This window comes from Nocardioides sp. NPDC004968 (assembly GCF_040608935.1).
Taxonomy (GTDB): Bacteria; Actinomycetota; Actinomycetes; order Propionibacteriales; family Nocardioidaceae; genus Nocardioides.
In genome coordinates, this window is the sequence record NZ_JBEXJF010000023.1 from 23839 (window position 1) to 41159 (window position 17321).

Below are 17321 nucleotides of genomic sequence, written 5' to 3' on the forward strand. Positions count from 1 at the left end.
CCGCCGCGCCCGTATGATGGCGCTTGCGCTACGGGCGTGGCGGCATGAGCGCCACGCAGCTGCTCACCGAGGCAGATCGGCGTTGTCAGGTGATGGGCATCATCAACGTCACCCCCGACTCGTTCTCCGACGGCGGCCGGTTCCTCGACGTCGACGCCGCCGTACGCCAGGGCCTCGACCTCATGCGCGAAGGCGCCGATCTCCTCGATGTCGGCGGCGAGTCCACCCGGCCCGGTGCCCAGCGGGTCAGCGCGGCCGTGGAGATCGCCCGCGTGATCCCGGTGGTCGAGGCGCTGGCCCGGGAGGGGTTGCCGGTCTCGGTCGACACCATGCGCGCCTCGGTCGCCCAGCGAGCCGTCGAGGCCGGTGCCGTCATCGTGAACGACGTCTCCGGCGGGCTCGCCGATCCGAGGATGCTGCCGTTCCTGGCCGAGGCGGAGGTCACCTGCGTCCTGATGCACTGGCGCGCCCACTCCATGCGGATGGACGACTTCTGCTTCTACGACTCGGTCGTCGGCGACGTCTGCGCCGAGCTCCGCGGCCGGGTCGATTCCGCACTCGACGCCGGCGTACGTCCCGAGCGCATCATCCTCGATCCTGGTCTGGGGTTCGCGAAGAACAGCGCCCAGTCCTGGGAGCTGCTCTCTTCCCTCAGCACGCTGCGAGACCTCGGCTTCCCTCTCCTCGTCGGAGCCTCCCGCAAGCGGTTCCTCACCGAGGTGGCGACGTACGGACGGCGTGACCCGGATGTCCCGACCGACCGGGACGAGGCGTCGGACGCCGTTGCCGCCATCGCTGCCGCGGAAGGCGCCTGGGGAGTGCGCGTGCACTCGGTGTCCGGTGCCGCTGCCGCCTCCAGGGTGGCCGCACGCCTGCGTGGGTCTGCGGTCGCAGCCGACGTCGTCGGTGCCCGGGCAGGGCGGCGATGAGTCGTCGCTCGGCCGCCGTGACCGTACGGAGGCTGCTGCTCGGCGCCCGCTACGAGGTCCTGCCCACCGCGACGATCGAAGAGGTCGTCACCAGGTCTCTCCCCGTCGGCCGAACCGTCACGGTGACCGCCTCCCCGGCCAAGGGCCTCGAACGAACCATGGATCTCTCCATCCGCCTCGCCGGACACGGCTACGAGGTCGTACCCCATCTCGCCGCGCGCATGGTCGCGGACCGGGCCGAGCTCGCCGACATCGTCGGCCGCCTGAAGGTGGCCGGCATCGACAAGGTCTTCGTGCCCGCCGGCGACGCCGAGCGGCCCGGAGCGTTCCCCAGCGCGGTGGAGCTCCTCGAGGCGCTCGTCGATCTCGGCGACCCGTTCGGTCATGTCGGTGTCGCCGGCTACCCCGAGGACCATCCGACGATCATCCACGACCGCCTGGTCCAGGCGATGTGGGACAAGCGCCACCACGCCACCGAGATCGTCAGCAACCTCACCTTCGACCACAGGGCCCTGACGGACTGGGTACGCCGCGTCCGCGCCCGCGGGGTCACGACGCCGATCATCGTCGGGCTGCCCGGCCCGGTCGAGCGCGCCAAGCTCCTCACCATGGCGACCAAGATCGGGGTGGGGGAGTCGACGCGGTTCCTCGCCAAGAACAAGGGCATGTTCGCGCGCATCGCCGCGCCCGGGGGCTACTCGCCGGAGCGGTTCCTCACCCGTGCTGCTCCGGAGCTGGACAAGCCGGAGGCCGCGATCGCCGGCCTGCATCTGTTCACGTTCAACCAGGTCGCCGAGACCGAGGCCTGGCGCCGCGACCTGCTGGCGCGCCTGGGCGGAGGACCCCAGTGACCGGCCTCGACCTCGACCTCGATGTCGAGGAGGTGGAGCGGCGGCTCCTCGCCCGCTGGCCCGAGACCAGGATCGCCCCGTCCCTCGAGCGCATCCGGGCGGTGACGGACGCGCTCGGCCAGCCACAGCGCGACTACCGGTCGATCCACATCACCGGAACCAACGGCAAGACGAGCACCGCGCGGATGGTGGAGGCGATCCTGCTCGAGCTGGGCTCGACGGTCGGCCGGTTCACCAGCCCCCACCTCGCCGACATCCGGGAACGGATCAGCATCGGCGGCCGGCCGATCCCGCAGGACGGCTTCGTCCGGGCCTACCGCGATGTCCTGCCCGCGGCCGAGGCCGTGGACCGCGAGAGTCCCACTCCGCTGTCGTTCTTCGAGATGACGGTCGCCATGGCCTACCAGGCGTTCTCGACCGCGGCCATCGATGTCGCCGCGGTGGAGGTCGGGATGGGCGGCATGTGGGATGCGACCAACGTCATCGACGCCCCGGTCGCCGCGATCCTCCCCATCGGCCTCGACCACGTCGATCACCTGGGGCCGACGAGGCTCGACATCGCGGCCGAGAAGGCCGGCATCATCAAGCCCGGTGCGCTGGCCGTCACGTCTCGGCAGACCCCAGATGTCGAGCAGCTCCTCCGGGCCCATGCCGACGCGCATCTCGCGAGGCTCATGGTCGAAGGCCGTCACTTCCGCCTGAGCGGCAGACGAGCGTTCGGCGATGGTCAGATCATCTCGGTCAACGGTCTCGCCGGTCACTATCCCGAGGTCCCGCTGTCACTTCACGGCCGCCACCAGGCGCACAACGCCGTGCTCGCCATCGCGAGCGTCGAAGCCCTCCTGGAAGACGTGATCCCGCTGGACGCACTGCGACGGGCGCTCGGCTCGGCCCGGTCGCCCGGGCGGCTGGAGGTGCTGCCCGGCGCGCCCGCGGTGATCCTCGACGCAGCCCACAACCCCGACGGTGCCCGGGCCCTGGCCGCCGGACTGTCCGATCTGGGCCCCCGGCCGACGGTCGCCGTGGTCGCTGCGATGGGCGACAAGGACCTCGACGGCATGCTCGCCGAGCTCGAGCCCGTGGTGTCGACGATGATCTGCACCCGGAACAGCAGCCCGAGGTCGCTGTCGTCCCGGGACACCGCCGCTGCGGCGCGGGGGGTGCTCGGGGCGGATCGGGTCGTGGAGATCGACGACCTCGCCGACGCCCTCCTCGAGGCCACCAGAACGGCCTCGGCTCTCTCCGAGGACGGTGGAGACCCGGCTCAGGTGCTGGTCACGGGATCTGTCGTCACCGTGGGGGAAGCGCGCCGCCTGTTGGGTATGTGAAGACGGTCCTGTCCCTGGCCGATGTGGCCAGGGGCAGGACCGTCCGGCAGCCCGGTTGCGTCAGTGCACCATGCCGTGCGGGTCGATGACGTACTTGGTGGCCGCGCCCTGGTCGAACGCGGCGTAGCTCTCCGGCGCCTCGTCGAGGCTGATGGCTTTCGCGTTGACCGCGTCGGCGATGTGGGCCTTGTCGGCGAGGATCAGGTTCATCAGCTGGCGGTTGTACTGCTTGACCGGGCACTGGCCGGTCACGAAGGTGTGCGACTTCGCCCAGCCCAGGCCGAGCCGGACGCCGATCTGCCCCTGCTTGGCCGCATCGTCGACGGCACCGGGGTCGCCGGTGACGTACAGACCGGGGATGCCGAGGGAGGCGCCCGCGCGCGCCACGTCCATGATGTCGTTGAGGACGGTGGCGGGCTGCTCGGCGGCGTCTCGGCCGTGGCCGCGGGCCTCGAAGCCGACCGCGTCGATCGCCGCATCCACGACGGGTTCCCCGACGATGTCCGCGATGATGTCGGCCAGGGCGTCACCGGAGGACAGGTCCGCGGTCGCGCAGCCGAAGCTGGCGGCCTGCTCGAGCCGGTCCGCGTTCATGTCGCCGACGATGACCGTGGCGGCACCGAGCAGCTGCGCTGAGTACGCCGCGGCGAGCCCGACCGGGCCTGCGCCTGCCACGTACACCGTCGACCCAGTGGTGACGCCGGCGGTGTAGGCACCGTGGTAGCCGGTCGGGAAGATGTCGGAGAGCATCGTCAGGTCGAGGATCTTCTCCAGGGCCTGGTCCCGGTCGGGGAACTTCAGCAGGTTGAAGTCGGCGAACGGGACCATGACGTACTCCGCCTGGCCACCGATCCAGCCACCCATGTCCACATAGCCGTACGCCGCGCCGGCTCGCGCCGGGTTCACGTTGAGGCAGATGCCGGTCTTGCCCTCGTTGCACATACGACAACGACCGCACGCGATGTTGAACGGGACCGAGCAGATGTCGCCCACCTCGTGGAAGAGGACGTCGTCGCCGATCTCGACGATCTCGCCGGTGATCTCGTGTCCGAGCGTCTGACCCACGGCGGCGGTCGTCCGGCCGCGCACCATGTGCTGGTCGCTGCCGCAGATGTTGCTGGTCACGAGCTTGAGGATCACCGCGTGCGGCGCGGCGCGCTTGATGCCCAGGCCGCTCACGACGTCCTCGGGGAGCTCCAGCTTCGGGTACTCGATGGACTCGACGGCCACCTCGCCCGGCCCCTTGTAGACGACGACTCTGTTGTCTGCCATGGCGTCTCCTCTTCCTGCCCCGGATGGGGCGTCCGGCTTGCTCAGTTGCGGGGATGTTTCTCATAGCGAAACAAGAGCGCTATATGAAACAAACTAGACCGTCGACGGCGTCGGCATCAAGACCCTGTTTCGACCGATTTCGGGGCTCGTGCGGAGGCGTCCGGTCGCTCGCCCCGCGGCTACCCGGCAGTAGGGGGCAAAGAGGCGGACCTGACAACGAGGCATACTGTTTCAGCATGAGCAACACGAGCGAAACACGGAGCACGACCGTTCACTCAGTTGACCGAGCCATCTCCATCCTCCAGGTGCTCGCCCGTCGGGGGGCTGTCGGAGTCACGCCGATCTCCGAGGAATTGGGGGTGCACAAGTCGACGGTCTTCCGTTTGCTGGCCACCCTCGAGGCGCGCGGGCTCGTGGAGCAGAACGCGAGTCGGGGGCACTATCAGCTCGGCTATGGCGTCATCCAGCTGGCCGCCGGCGCGACCCGCAAGCACGACATCTCGGTCACGAGTCGCCCTATCTGCATGGCGCTGGCCGACGCGGTCGGCGAGACCGTCAACATCGTCATCAACGACGGCGAGGAGGCCATCACGATCGACCAGGTGATCGGGACTGCCGAGATCACGTCGGTGAACTGGGTCGGGCAGCGCAGCCCCCTGCACACCACTGCTTCCGGCAAGGTCTTCCTGGCGACCATGTCGCCGGAGGACCGTCGGGAGATTCTCGAAGGTGGGCTGGAGCGCTACACCGAGGAGACCGTGATCGAACCGGCCAAGCTCGAGGAGCAGCTCGCCGAGGTCAGGAAGCTGGGCTACGCCTACTCCGTCGACGAGCACGAGATCGGCCTCGCCGGGGTGGCTGCGCCGATCCGTTCCCTGGGTGGTGGGGTGATCGCCGCGGTGGTGGCCTCGGGCCCGTCGTTCCGCATCACGTCCGAGAAGGTGCCCGAGCTGGCCGAGCATGTGCTTGCCGCTGCCGCGGCCATCTCCGAGCGGAACGGCTTCCCCAAGGCCGAGTGATCCGCGCCTGCCGAGGCGACATATCGGCACCGTCGAAGTGGCCCGCATGCCTCGTGCATGCGGGCCACGTCGCGTACGTCGTGAAGCCCGTGTAAATCCTGCGGCGAATCCAGATCGACCCGTTGACAGCGTCTTCTTTGGCGCGGCAGAATCGTTTCACGCTACGCAGTAGTTGTGCAGAGTGAAACAACCGTCGTCTGGCGGACCGCCGTATCTGAACCCGGAATCTGCCCGGTTTGAGCGTGGGAGACATCAACGTGACGCGTATGAGCATCGAAAAGACGCCGGTGGAGCTGGCGTCCCTGGCGGACAGGCGAGCAACCGGCTACAGCCTGGAGGCGCCGTTCTACACCAGCTCGGAGATCTACGAGCAGGATCTCGACGTCATCTTCGGTCGGCACTGGATCTTCGCTGTCGCCGAGGCGGAGATCCCGGACCCGGGTGACTACGTCACCATCGATGTGGGCGCCCACTCCGTGATCGTCGTTCGTGACGACGACGAGAACGTTCGCGCCTTCAGGAACGTGTGCCGGCATCGTGGCTCACGACTGCTCGAGTCCGCGTGCGGCTCGATCGGCAACATCGTGTGTCCCTACCACCAGTGGACCTACCGGGTCGACGGCAGCCTCATCTTCGCCGAGTCGCAGGCAGGCACCTTCGAGTACGACAAGTTCGGGCTCAAGCCGGTGAACGTCCGAGCGGTCGGTGGTCTGGTCTTCCTCTGCCTGTCGGACGAGCCGCCGACCGACTTCGACGAGGTCAGCGAGTTCATCGAGCCCTACCTGAAGCCATACTCGCTCGCCTCGGCGAAGGTCGCCCACCAGACCGACATCGTCGAGGAGGGCAACTGGAAGCTGGTGATGGAGAACAACCGGGAGTGCCACCACTGCGACGCCTCCCACCCGGAGCTGGTGACGGCGTACTTCCCGATCAGCCGCTACGAAGCCGCGGACGTGCCACCGCGCATGCAGTCGGTCTTCGAGCGCTATCAGGAGGCGCAGACGGAGCTGGAGAAGACCCGCGACGCGATCGGCTTCCCGCACGAGGAGCGCTGCGAGCTCGAGGGTCGTGCGACGGCGTTCCAGCTCTCGCACCTGCCGCTCGACGGCGCCGGGGCCTCGTTCGGTCCTGACGGGCAGCAGCTCTGCGCGAAGCTGATGGGTTCCATCGAGGACCCCAGGTTCGGAGACCTGTCGCTGCACATGCAGCCCAACTCGTGGTTCCACTTCCTCGGTGACCACGCCGTCGTCTTCTCGGTGATCCCGCTGGCGGTCGACCGGACGCTGGTCCGGACGACCTGGTTGGTGAACCCGGAGGCTGTCGAAGGGGTCGACTACTCGGTCGAGTCGCTCACCTCCGTCTGGCGTGCCACCAACGACCAGGACCGCGCCCTGGTCGAGGGCACGCAGCGAGGAGTGGCGGACCCGGGCTACGTACCTGGTCCGTACTCCGTGGTCGAGGGTGAAGTCGACGCCTTCGTCACCTGGTACGTCCAACGCATCCAAGCCAGTGCCTAGCCGGAGCTCGGGAGGAAACATGACCATCATGGAGACCGACATCCCCAAGGTGTCGGAGCCCAACTCGTTCGGTCTGCAGAACGGCCGCCCGGCGCCCGTGCGCAGCCGGAGGATGCTGGAGCCCTGCTGGGCCGAGAGCGACGTGATGGACCTGGTGTGCAGCCAGGTTCTGGCGGTCACCCATGACGTGAAGACCTTCGTCTTCACGACCCCCGAGCGACGTCCCTTCGACTTCGAGGCGGGCCAGTTCATCACCATCCGGGTCGAGATCGACGGCAAGCTGATGACCCGTTGCTACACGATCGCCTCGCCGCCGACCAGGCCCGACCGGCTGGCCATCACGGTCAAGCGGGTCCCCGACGGTGTGGTCTCGAACTGGCTCCACGACAACCTCGAGCCCGGGGCTTGGATCTCGATGCACGCCCCGGCGGGTGCGTTCGTCCTGCCGGAGGAGGACGCGCCGAAGTACCTGTTCCTCTCGGCCGGCAGCGGCATCACCCCCGTGCTGTCGATGGCGAGGACGCTGTACGACCTCGGCTCCGAGGCGGACATCCTCTTCGTGCACAGTGCGCGTACGCCGGCCGACATCATCTACCGCGGCGAGCTCGAGGCGATGGCACGCCTGATGCCCAACCTGCGAGTGGTGGAGATCTGCGAGGGCGATGCCCCCACCGAGCGCTGGATGGGACTGCAGGGACGCATCTCCAAGCCTGTCCTCGAGATCCTGGCCCCTGACCTCAACGAGCGTGAGACGTTCATCTGCGGTCCGGCGGGCTACATGGCGGCGGCGAAGTCGCTGCTCGAAGAGCTCGGCTACGACATGGAGAAGTACCACGAGGAGAGCTTCGACTTCGGCGCTCCCGCGGTCCCTGCTCCGGCGACGGCACCGCCCGTCGAGCAGGATTCCGAGGAGGAGGCCGGAGCGGGGTTCTCGGTCGAGTTCGCGCGCAGCGGCCGGATGATCACCTGTGGCCCGGACGAGACGATCCTGGCGGCCGCGGTGGCGGCCGGCATGCGGCCGATGGCGGCCTGCGGTCAGGGCATGTGCGGGACCTGCAAGGTGTCGATGCTCTCCGGGGAGGTCGACATGCAGCACAACGGCGGCATCCGGCCCAAGGAGATCGCCAACCAGAAGGTACTGATCTGCTGCTCGAAGCCTCTGGGGGACATCCAGCTGGACTGCTGAAGCGGAGCCCGAAGCAATCAATCCTGCTGAGGCGTCAGAGAACCTGGCGGATCTCGCGCTCGAAGCTGCCGATGTGCTCGAGGGTGAGCTTCTCGGCGCGGTCGGCATCACCGTCTGCGACCGCGTTGAGGAGCTGTGCCTGCTCGAGGACGTGGTGGGCCAGGTCGGGCAGGCGATCGATCACCATCCACCAGATCCTGATGGCGAGGTTGTCGTACCTGATCAGGATGTCCTCGAGGTGGGCATTGCCGCTCGACTGGTAGATCAGGCCGTGCGCTGCCTTGTCGACGCGCATCAGGGACGCGCGATCTCCGTCGCCCAGCTTGCCCTTGCCGATCTGGGCCGCGAGGTCGCGCATCTGCTCACGTTGCTGTGTCGTCGCGCGTTCCGCGGCCGCGCGCGCGGCGTACGGGGCGAGCTGGCGCCGGATCTCGGCGATCGCGCTGAGCTCGGTCGCGTCGATGGTCGTGGCGAAGGTGCCGCGGCGCGGAAAGGAGTGGACCAGATGGTCGGCCTCGAGCCGCTTGATCGCTTCCCGGACAGGAGTACGCCCCATGCCGATCGCTTCTGCGATCTGGCCGTCGTTGATCGGCGCCCCCGGGCGGATGTCGAGCATCACCAGGCGCTCGCGGATGTAGCGGTAGGCCTGATCGGCGAGCGAGGTGGCGGGGGGATTCGCCGTTGCCGCCAGAATCTCGTCAACTGTCATTGAGTTCTTGCCCCACTTGTCGGCTCCGGCTCCGTGGCGTCAGATCTTCTGCCGCTTTTACCATCTTAGTCTGATACATCAGTTACATCGCAACGGCGTGCCGCGGTGATCCCGCCCCCGGTGCCGAGCTCCGACCGGGTCTCGGCTCTGCCTCTGGATGCCCCGGTGGAGCTCGAGGTCGTCGTCGAGATCGACCCTTGCCTAGTGTGATGCATCACGGATAAGGTAACTAGTATATCAGCGTCTGACCGCGTAGCGCCCCACTGTCGTGCCGCCGCCCGGAGCCTCTCTGGCACCGACAGATGCTGCTCATCCCAAGAGCTCTTGATCGGAGTGCGTCATGAGATCCTCTGCACGTCGCGGAGACCTTTCCCCGGTAGCGCCGCGCCACAGATCCGTCGGCCAGAACGGAAGCCCGACCCATCCGGCCCTCGACTGTCCTCCTGAGGAGCCCGCCAAGGATGCCGGTGGCCTCGATCGCGTCGTCTTCGGGGTGACCGCGGTCATCGCGATCGGCTTCCTGGTCTGGGGTTTCGTCAGCACGGAGTCGCTGGCCTCGGTCTCAGGGAAGTCGTTGTCCTGGGTGATGGCCAACCTGGGCTGGCTCTTCGTCACCGCGGCATCGACCTTCGTCGGCTTCGTACTGTGGCTCGCCTTCGGCAAGTTCGGGAACATCCCGCTCGGCAGGGACGGCGAGGAACCCGAGTTCCGTACGGTCTCGTGGATCACGATGATGTTCAGCGCCGGAATGGGGATCGGCCTGATCTTCTACGGCGTCAGCGAGCCGGTCAGCCACTTCGTCGCACCTCCGCCGGGCGCTGTCGGCGATGGTCAGTCCGAGAAGATCCAGACGGCCATGGCCACCACCCTCTTCCATTGGGGAATCCACCCCTGGGCGATCTATGCCCTGGTGGGGCTGGCGATCGCCTACAGCGTCTTCCGCAAGGGCCGCGGTCTGCTCATCAGCTCGGTGTTCGAGCCCATTCTCGGGCGTCACGCCCATGGCGCCGGCGGCAAGGTCATCGACATGCTCGCGATCTTCGCGACCCTCTTCGGGTCGGCCGCGTCGCTGGGCCTCGGCGCCCTCCAGATCCGCAGCGGCCTGGAGATCGTCGGCGGGCTCGGCACGACGGGCAACGGGATCCTGGTCGCGATCATCGCCGTGCTCACGGTCGGGTTCGTCTTCTCCGCGGTCTCCGGCGTCGCCAAGGGTATCCAGTGGCTCTCGAACATCAACATGGTGCTCGCCGTCGGACTGGCCCTGTTCGTCTTCGTCGCCGGTCCGACCGTGTTCATTCTCAGCCTGGTCCCGACAACCGTCGGAAGCTACTTCCAAGAGGTTGCGATGATGTCGGCGCGAACCTCGGCCGAAGGGTCTGCGACCGCCACTTGGTTGTCGGGCTGGACGGTCTTCTACTGGGCCTGGTGGCTCTCGTGGACGCCGTTCGTCGGGATGTTCATCGCGCGGATCTCGCGGGGCCGCACCATTCGCCAGTTCGTGACGGGCGTGCTCCTCGTCCCGTCGCTGGTCAGCCTGGCGTGGTTCGCGATCTTCGGCGGGGCGGCTCTCGACCTGCAGTTGGGTGGCGTGGACATCGCCGGCGCGGGCGGCGTCGAGACCCAGCTGTTCACGACCCTGGAGTCGTTCCCGTTCGCGACGGTGGCAAGCGTCGTGGTCATGATCCTGGTCGCCCTCTTCTTCATCTCGGGAGCGGACGCCGCATCGATCGTCATGGCCACGCTCTCCGAGCGCGGATCCATCGAACCGAGCAGGCCAACGGTGATCTTCTGGGGTGTCGCCACGGGCGCGGTCGCTGCCGTGATGCTGCTGGTCGGCGGTTCCGACGCGTTGAGCGGACTGCAGACCATCACCATCGTCGCGGCGGTCCCGTTCGTCGTCGTCATGGTCGGGCTGTGCGTATCGCTGGTGAAGGACCTTCGAGAGGACCCACTCGTGGTGCGTGCCCAGTACGCCTCCAAAGCCGTCGAGCAGGCCGTTGTCTACGGGGTCTCGGAGCACGGTGACGACTTCGTCATCCGGGTCTCCCGTGATCCCGATGCGCCTGCCGACGAATCGGCCGATGAATTGGCTGACGAATCGGCCGATGACGAGGAGGCCGAGCTGCCCAGGTCGGCCAGCTAGCTCGAGTCGCGAAGGGAACGGGTGTGGTGAAGCGAGACGCGGACGGCGCGTACTCCGTGGAAGAGCCGGTGGAGGCACTCAGTGTCACCGAGCCGAAGACCTGGGCCGCCGGCATGCCGGCGGTGCGGAAGGCGATCGAGTATTCGCTGACGCAGACATCGGTGCGGCGTACGGCGTTGACACTGTTGAACCTCAACCAGGCCGACGGGATGGACTGCCCGGGGTGTGCGTGGCCCGAGCCGGGTCACCGGCACCGGAACGAGTACTGCGAGAACGGTGCGAAGCACATCGCCGACGAGGCGACGTCGCGCCGGGTGACGCGCGAGTTCTTCGCGCGTCACCCGGTCTCGGAGCTGGACGGGAAGTCGGACTACTGGCTCAACCAGCAGGGCCGGCTGACGGAGCCGATGGTCAAGCGGCCAGGTGCGACGCACTATGAGCCGATCACCTGGGAGGACGCGTTCCACACCATCGCTCAGGAGCTCAACGGCCTGGACTCTCCCGACGAGGCGATGTTCTACGTCTCGGGCAGGCTCAACAACGAGGCCGCGTTCCTGCTCCAGCTCTTCGCCCGCGCGTACGGCACCAACAACCTGCCTGACTGCTCGAACATGTGTCATGAGTCGAGCGGTTCGGCGCTCAGCGAGACGCTGGGGATCGGCAAGGGCAGCGTCCAGCTCGACGACATCTACAACGCGGACCTGGTGTTCGTGGTCGGCCAGAACCCGGGCACGAACCATCCGCGGATGCTCTCTGCGCTGGAGGAGACCAAACAGCGGGGCGGCAAGGTGATCGCGGTCAACACCCTTCCCGAGGCGGGACTGATGCGGTTCAAGAACCCGCAGAAGGCCCGCGGAGTGGTGGGCCGGGGCACCCAGATCGCGGATCAGTTCCTGCAGATCCGCCCCGGCGGCGACCTTGCGCTGTTCCAGATGCTCAACCGTCGCCTGCTCGAGACGGACCGGGCCGAGGGTGGCGGAGTGCTGGACTGGGAGTACATCGCGGAGTACACGACCGGGTTCTACGCCTTCGCCGAGCACGCCCGCACGATCACCTGGGAGGCTGCGCTCGAGGCGACCGGCCTGACCCGCGAGGAGATCGAGGCGGTCCACGAGCAGGTGCTGGCCAGTCGTTCGGTCATCGTCTGCTGGGCGATGGGGCTGACCCAGCACAAGCACGGCGTGCCGACGATCCGCGAGGTGGTCAACTTCCTCATGCTGCGGGGCAACATCGGCAAGCCCGGGGCCGGGGTCTGCCCGGTCCGCGGTCACTCCAACGTGCAGGGCGACCGGACGATGGGGATCTGGGAGAAGATGCCCGGCTCCTTCCTCGACGCACTGGGTGCCGAGTTCAGGTTCGACCCACCGCGCAGGCACGGGTACGACTCGGTGGACGGCGTCCGGGCGATGCGGGACGGGAAGGCGAAGGTCTTCGTCGGCGTCGCCGGCAACTTCGTCCGGGCGATCTCGGACAGCGACGTCGCCGAGGCCGCGTTGAGGAACTGCCGCTTGACGGTCCAGGTCTCCACCAAGCTGAACCGCTCGCACACGGTGGTCGGGGAGACCGCGCTGATCCTGCCCACGCTGGGCCGCAGCGACATCGACGTCCAGTCGAGTGGTGAGCAGTTCGTCACCGTCGAGGACTCGATGAGCTCCGTGCACGCCACCCGCGGCAAGCTCCAGCCCGCCTCGGAGCATCTCCTCAGCGAGGTCGCGATCATCTCGCGCCTGGCACACGCCACGATCGGCGGCCGGTACGGCATCCGCTGGGCGGACTTCGAGGCGGACTACGGCCGGATCCGCGATCGGATCGCACGAGTGGTGCCGGGGTTCGAGGACTTCAACGAGCGGATCAAGGATCCGACCGGGTTCGTTCTCCCGAACCCGGTCAACTCCGGTGTCTATCGCACGCCGAGCGGCAAGGCCGTCTTCACCCGCAACGATCTGACGTGGTTGCAGGCCCCGCCGGGCCATCTGATCCTGCAGACGCTGCGCTCGCACGATCAGTGGAACACCATCCCGTACGCCATGGACGACCGTTACCGCGGCATCCACAACGCCCGCCGCATCGTGATGGTCAACCCGGCCGACATCGCCGAGCTGGGTCTGGCTGACGGTGACCGCGTCGACATCGTCGGAGTCTGGGAGGACGGTGTCGAGCGCCGCGCCCCGGGATTCACTCTGGTCGCCTATCCGGCGAGCCGGGGTTCGGCGGCTGCGTACTATCCGGAGACCAACGTGCTCGTGCCGCTCGACAGCGTCGCCGAGGGCAGCAACACCCCGACCTCGAAGGGCGTCGTGGTGCGCTTGGAGATCGCCGGATCGGCGGAGGGGGCGAACCGCCTACGGTAGGAGGTGGGCGTCGTCGCGAACGCCGCGGCGAAGTTCTGCCGGAATGTCACGGCGCTGCTGAACCCGCACGCCTCGGCGATGCGGGTGATGGGCCAGGTCGTGGTCTCGAGGAGACGGCGCGCTTCGTCGAGGCGACGGGTCAGGACCCAGCGCGCCGGCGTGGTGCCGGTGACCTCCGCGAAGCAGCGGGTGAAGTTGCGCCGGCTCATCCGGGCGTGGGCTGCCAGGTCGTCGACGTGGAGTCGTTCGTCGAGGTGGGCGAGTGCCCAGTCGATCGTCGGTCCGAGGTCGCCCACACCTCCTGACTCGGGCATCGGACGGTCGACGTACTGGGCCTGGTCGCCCTCGCGGTGGGGCGCGACCACGAGGTGGCGGGCCACGGTGGCCGCCGCGGTGGAGCCGAGGTGGCTGCGTACGATCGACAGGCAGGCGTCGATGGCCGATGCCGTGCCGGCTGAGGTGAGTACGTCGCCGTGGTCGCGGTAGAGCGCTGCCGGAATGACGGTGACGGCCGGCCGCCGGCGGGCGAGCTCGTCGACCGCGCCCCAGTGGGTGACGGCATCTCTTCCGTCGAGCACCCCGCTGTCGACGACGGGGAACGCGCCCAGGCACAGGCCCGCGACGCGACTGCCCCGTGCCTGCGCGGCGCGGATCCTGCCGGTCAGGGCGGCGCCGGCCGGCCGGAGGTCGCTCGGCCACGACGGCAGCACCACGAGATCCGCGTCCTCGACGACATCGGGGCCGGCGACGTCGTCGATTCGAAGTCCCTCGGCCGTTCGTACGCCGTGCCCGTCCTCGGTCCACACCACCGGGTCCCAGCCGTCGGCCAGGCCCAGGCGGCCGACCTCGCCGAAGACCATCAAGGGTGCGGAGAGGTGGAACATGGTGATGCCGTCGAAGGCGTGTACGGCGATGCGCATCCTGGCCCGATCTCATCGTAAGTCGTCATTTGTGCCACTCACGGTAGCGCCTCGCATCGGCCAGAGTGAAGGGGAACGCCAACACCACCCCGAGCAGAGGAATCCAGTCATGACCACGCCCCGCCGCGCCCTGATCGTCGTCGACGTCCAGCAGGAGTACTTCGACGGGATCCTGCAGATCCAGTCCCCGGACCGGGAGCAGGCGCTCGCCAACATCCTGGCCGCGCTCGACGTCGCCGATCGCGAGGACCTTCCCGTGGTCGTCGTCCGGCACGAGCTGCCCGAGGGCTCTCCGGTCTTCGCTGTCGAAAGCCACAGCTGGACCCTGCACCCCGAGATCGAGCGGCGCGTCAAGCCCGCGTGGAAGCGCGTGACCAAGGACAGGAGCAGCGTCTTCGCGGGCACCGACGTCGCCGCGTGGTTGGCCGAGCAGGGCGTCGACACCATCACCATCGTCGGCTTCATGACCAACAATTGCGACATCGCCACGGCGGTGAGTGCCGAGGAGCTCGGCCTGGCCGCCGAGATCCTCTCCGATGCGAGCGGCGCCATCCACCTGGCCAACGAGGCCGGCAAGGTCTCGGCCGACCAGCTCCACCAGACCCTGCTCGTCCTGCTGCACTCCAACTTCGCCGCGGTCGCCACCACCGCGGCCTGGACGGATGCGGTCACTGCCCAGAAGCCGCTCGCCAAGAGCGACCTCGGCACCTCCGCACTGCAGGGCCGCGCCGCCTTCGCCGGCTGAGGGCTCGCGGGGGACGTGCCGTCGCGGAGTCACGGTGTCCTCTTGGCTGACGTGGGCGTGGCCGAAGTCGGCAGGGTGTGCGTGTGTGCCGCGGCCGCAGCGCCCGCGTCGGCCAAGGTGCCCTTTGCGACCCGGTGGCGCCCCATGATTACGGCCATCGCGACGCCGACGAGACTGAACACCGCCATCACCCAGGACGCGGCGCCAAGGCCGGAGGACAGGGCATCGGCACTGGACTGGCCCTCAGCGGTCTGGCTGGCGATGACGTTGCCATAGATCGTCGCAGCCAGGGCAGTGGCCACGGCCGCGCCGACGTAGCGTGCCATGTTGGAGACACCCGAGGCCGCCCCGACCTGGGCTGCCGAGACGCACGCCGTCGAGGCCGACGTCGCGGGCCCGTTGGACAGACCCATCCCGACCGCCGCCGCGACGAGCGGCAGCACGAACGCGCCGTACCCCCACGAGCCCTCGACGAAGCCGATCCAGCCGAAGCCGATCGCCGTGATCGCAAAGCCGGCTCCGACCACTGGGCGACCGCCGAACCGCGCCGCAACACGTGGCACCAGGGGAGCGACCGCGACGAGGCCGACGGTGGCCGGAAGGGTCGCCAGGCCTGCTTGCAGCGAGCTGAGCCCGAGCGTGCTCGGGTCTTGGAAGTAGAGGCTCACCAGGTACATCAGCGCGTTGATGGTGCCGGCGCCGATGAGGATGGCGATCGTGGACGCGACCAGGACCCTGTTGCGAAGCAGGGCCAGGTCGAGCATGGGGACGGCGACCCGCTTCTCCACCGCGACGAAGGCGAATCCCGACACCACGGCCACTGCCAGGCACCCGAGCGTGGCCAACGACGTCCACCCCCAGTCACTGCCCTCACTGAGCGCCAGGATGATCGGGGTGAGGGTGGCCGCGACCAGCACGCTGCCAGCGACGTCGATCGAACGCGGCCGGTCCTCGTCGCGGGACTCGGTCACCATGCGTGCGGTCATCGCCATGCACACCGCCGCGACGCCGGCGTCGAGCCAGAACAGTCCCTGCCAGCTCGTCAGCTCGACCAGGACACCGCCGAGCAGCGGCCCGGCCGCAGCACCCACGCCTGCCGCCGCGCCCCAGAGCGAGACCGCCCGCAGCTTGCCTTCTTCAGGTGTGCCGACCGTCAGCAGGCTGAGGCCACAGGCCAGGATCGTCGCTCCGGATGCGCCCTGGATGCACCGCCCGGCGATGACGGCTGCACCCGAGTCGGAGATGGCGATCAGTACGCACGAAGCGATGAACAGCAGCAGGCCGAGCTGGAAGATGCGCTTCCTGCCGAACACGTCGCCGAGCGAGCCGGAGGTCACGATGGTCGCGGCACCCACCAGCGAGTAGCCCGTGACGGCCCATTGCAGCGTGGTGACATCCATGCCGGTATCTGCGCTGATGGCGGGGAGCAGGATGCTCACCGCCGACGTGTTGGCGTTGACCACCAGAGTCGACAGACAGGTGACGACGAGGACGCCACCTGCTCGGTTAGCCACCTCGGTGCTGCTCATCGGAACCCCTCACCTTCGTCAGGACGACTGCGGGACGCCATGCGTCAACCACAGGAACCACGGTGGCCGCCTCGGTGGGCCGTGTCCTCCCCCAGGAGGGATGATCCCGACCCGCCCCGCTCACAGACCTGACTCGGCGGGCGGCTTGTCCTCGCCTGGGTCGGGTACCGCGAGCAGATGACCGAGATGAACCAGGACGTCGACGTCGACCTGCTCGCCGCCGACAGCGGCGAAGGCGGCCCTGCCTGACGTACGAACCTCGTGGTCATCCCTGGGCGGGATCGACGCGTGCCATGACCGGGGTGGCGAGGACTCGAACCAATCGACTCGCGGAGCATGCGAGGTCGCGTCGGGGGTTACCGGTCGAGTCATGAGTGAAGAGCAGCTTCAGCCGGAGGACACCCTCGACGACCGCGGTGTCGACGATGTCCTGGACGAGGGCTATTCGCCGCCCGAGCGGCCGCGGGGTGTCACCGCGAAGGGTGTGACGCCGCGGGAGGAGATCGAGGGGGAGACCATCGACGAACGGCGTGCTCAGGAGGAGCCGGAGGTCTGGGAGGAGGCCGAGGCGGAGGCTGACGCAGACATCTTGGACGGCCCGGTGACCGGCGAGGTGGGCGAGGCACGCGCCGGTCGGCTCACCAGTCCGGACGAGGGCGTGCGTGAGGACGACGAGGGAAAGCTCATCGGACACGACGAAGGCATCGACGGTGCCGGCGCCTCCGCTGAGGAAGCGGCCGTGCACATCGTCGACGATCCTCCCGACTGAGGCTGAGTCTGCGCCTTCGGGGGTACCGGTGAGGGGCCGGATCCCTTTCAGTG

At 68.3% G+C, this 17321-nt stretch carries 14 protein-coding genes and 1 pseudogene; 10 read left to right on the forward strand and 5 right to left on the reverse strand.

Features of this window, described 5'->3' with window-relative positions; genetic code table 11:
- Window positions 1–44: 44 nt before the first annotated feature.
- From folP to ABZU72_RS19485, 3 genes are read left to right on the forward strand one after another with little or no spacing between them, the layout of a single operon-like run.
- A complete protein-coding gene (folP, locus tag ABZU72_RS19475) occupies window positions 45–929 on the forward strand; it encodes a dihydropteroate synthase (RefSeq protein WP_355020476.1) in 885 nt (294 codons plus the stop codon).
- Window positions 926–1780 carry a methylenetetrahydrofolate reductase gene (locus ABZU72_RS19480; RefSeq protein ID WP_355020477.1) on the forward strand — a complete coding sequence of 285 codons (855 nt, stop codon included), beginning with the start codon at window positions 926–928 and terminating at the stop codon, window positions 1778–1780. The genes folP and ABZU72_RS19480 overlap by 4 nt, the downstream gene beginning before the upstream one ends.
- Window positions 1777–3108 (forward strand): folylpolyglutamate synthase/dihydrofolate synthase family protein, encoded by a 1332-nt coding sequence (locus ABZU72_RS19485; RefSeq protein WP_355020478.1) that lies wholly within the window; start codon window positions 1777–1779, stop codon window positions 3106–3108. The genes ABZU72_RS19480 and ABZU72_RS19485 overlap by 4 nt, the downstream gene beginning before the upstream one ends.
- A 60-nt stretch (window positions 3109–3168) precedes the next feature.
- Here ABZU72_RS19485 and fdhA read toward each other — a convergent pair whose 3' ends face one another.
- On the reverse strand, window positions 3169–4380 hold the full coding sequence (gene fdhA, locus ABZU72_RS19490; RefSeq protein WP_355020479.1) for a formaldehyde dehydrogenase, glutathione-independent: 1212 nt from the start codon (window positions 4378–4380) through the stop codon (window positions 3169–3171).
- 236 nt (window positions 4381–4616) lie between these two features.
- On the opposite strand from fdhA, the gene ABZU72_RS19495 reads away from it, so the two are divergent.
- From ABZU72_RS19495 to ABZU72_RS19505, 3 genes are all read left to right on the forward strand, one after another.
- Complete coding sequence (locus ABZU72_RS19495) at window positions 4617–5399, forward strand: IclR family transcriptional regulator (protein ID WP_355020480.1); 783 nt, start codon at window positions 4617–4619, stop codon at window positions 5397–5399.
- Window positions 5400–5665: 266 nt separating this feature from the next.
- Window positions 5666–6916, forward strand: coding sequence for an aromatic ring-hydroxylating dioxygenase subunit alpha (locus ABZU72_RS19500; protein WP_355020481.1), 1251 nt, complete (start codon window positions 5666–5668; stop codon window positions 6914–6916).
- A 19-nt stretch (window positions 6917–6935) separates the two neighbouring features.
- Complete coding sequence (locus ABZU72_RS19505) at window positions 6936–8102, forward strand: hybrid-cluster NAD(P)-dependent oxidoreductase (protein WP_355020482.1); 1167 nt, start codon at window positions 6936–6938, stop codon at window positions 8100–8102.
- Window positions 8103–8136: 34 nt separating this feature from the next.
- Here ABZU72_RS19505 and ABZU72_RS19510 read toward each other — a convergent pair whose 3' ends face one another.
- Window positions 8137–8811, reverse strand: a complete 675-nt coding sequence (locus ABZU72_RS19510; RefSeq protein WP_355020483.1) for a GntR family transcriptional regulator — start codon at window positions 8809–8811, stop codon at window positions 8137–8139.
- A gap of 340 nt (window positions 8812–9151) precedes the next feature.
- Between ABZU72_RS19510 and ABZU72_RS19515 the strand changes: the two genes are divergently transcribed.
- The gene (locus ABZU72_RS19515) at window positions 9152–10954 is read left to right on the forward strand and encodes a BCCT family transporter (protein ID WP_355020484.1); all 1803 of its coding nucleotides are present in this window, start codon (window positions 9152–9154) and stop codon (window positions 10952–10954) included.
- Window positions 10955–10980: 26 nt separating this feature from the next.
- Entirely contained in the window at window positions 10981–13305 is a 2325-nt protein-coding gene (locus tag ABZU72_RS19520) for an FdhF/YdeP family oxidoreductase (protein WP_355020485.1), read from the forward strand.
- Window positions 13306–13352: 47 nt separating this feature from the next.
- Here the strand turns inward: ABZU72_RS19520 and ABZU72_RS19525 are convergent.
- Window positions 13353–14225, reverse strand: a pseudogene (locus ABZU72_RS19525) (helix-turn-helix domain-containing protein); the annotation flags it as partial.
- 109 nt (window positions 14226–14334) lie between these two features.
- Between ABZU72_RS19525 and ABZU72_RS19530 the strand changes: the two are divergent.
- Window positions 14335–14970: an isochorismatase family protein gene (locus ABZU72_RS19530; RefSeq protein ID WP_355020486.1), complete on the forward strand. Its 636-nt coding sequence runs from the start codon at window positions 14335–14337 to the stop codon at window positions 14968–14970.
- Between the two features lie 29 nt (window positions 14971–14999).
- On the opposite strand, the gene ABZU72_RS19535 is transcribed toward ABZU72_RS19530, so the two are convergent.
- Together ABZU72_RS19535 and ABZU72_RS19540 are read right to left on the reverse strand one after the other, a co-directional pair.
- Window positions 15000–16499 (reverse strand): MFS transporter, encoded by a 1500-nt coding sequence (locus ABZU72_RS19535; protein WP_355020487.1) that lies wholly within the window; start codon window positions 16497–16499, stop codon window positions 15000–15002.
- A gap of 120 nt (window positions 16500–16619) precedes the next feature.
- The gene (locus ABZU72_RS19540) at window positions 16620–16871 is read right to left on the reverse strand and encodes a hypothetical protein (RefSeq protein ID WP_355020488.1); all 252 of its coding nucleotides are present in this window, start codon (window positions 16869–16871) and stop codon (window positions 16620–16622) included.
- Here ABZU72_RS19540 and ABZU72_RS19545 point away from each other — a divergent pair.
- Window positions 16870–17268, forward strand: coding sequence for a DUF5709 domain-containing protein (locus ABZU72_RS19545; protein ID WP_355020489.1), 399 nt, complete (start codon window positions 16870–16872; stop codon window positions 17266–17268). The genes ABZU72_RS19540 and ABZU72_RS19545 overlap by 2 nt on opposite strands.
- Window positions 17269–17321 lie beyond the last annotated feature (53 nt).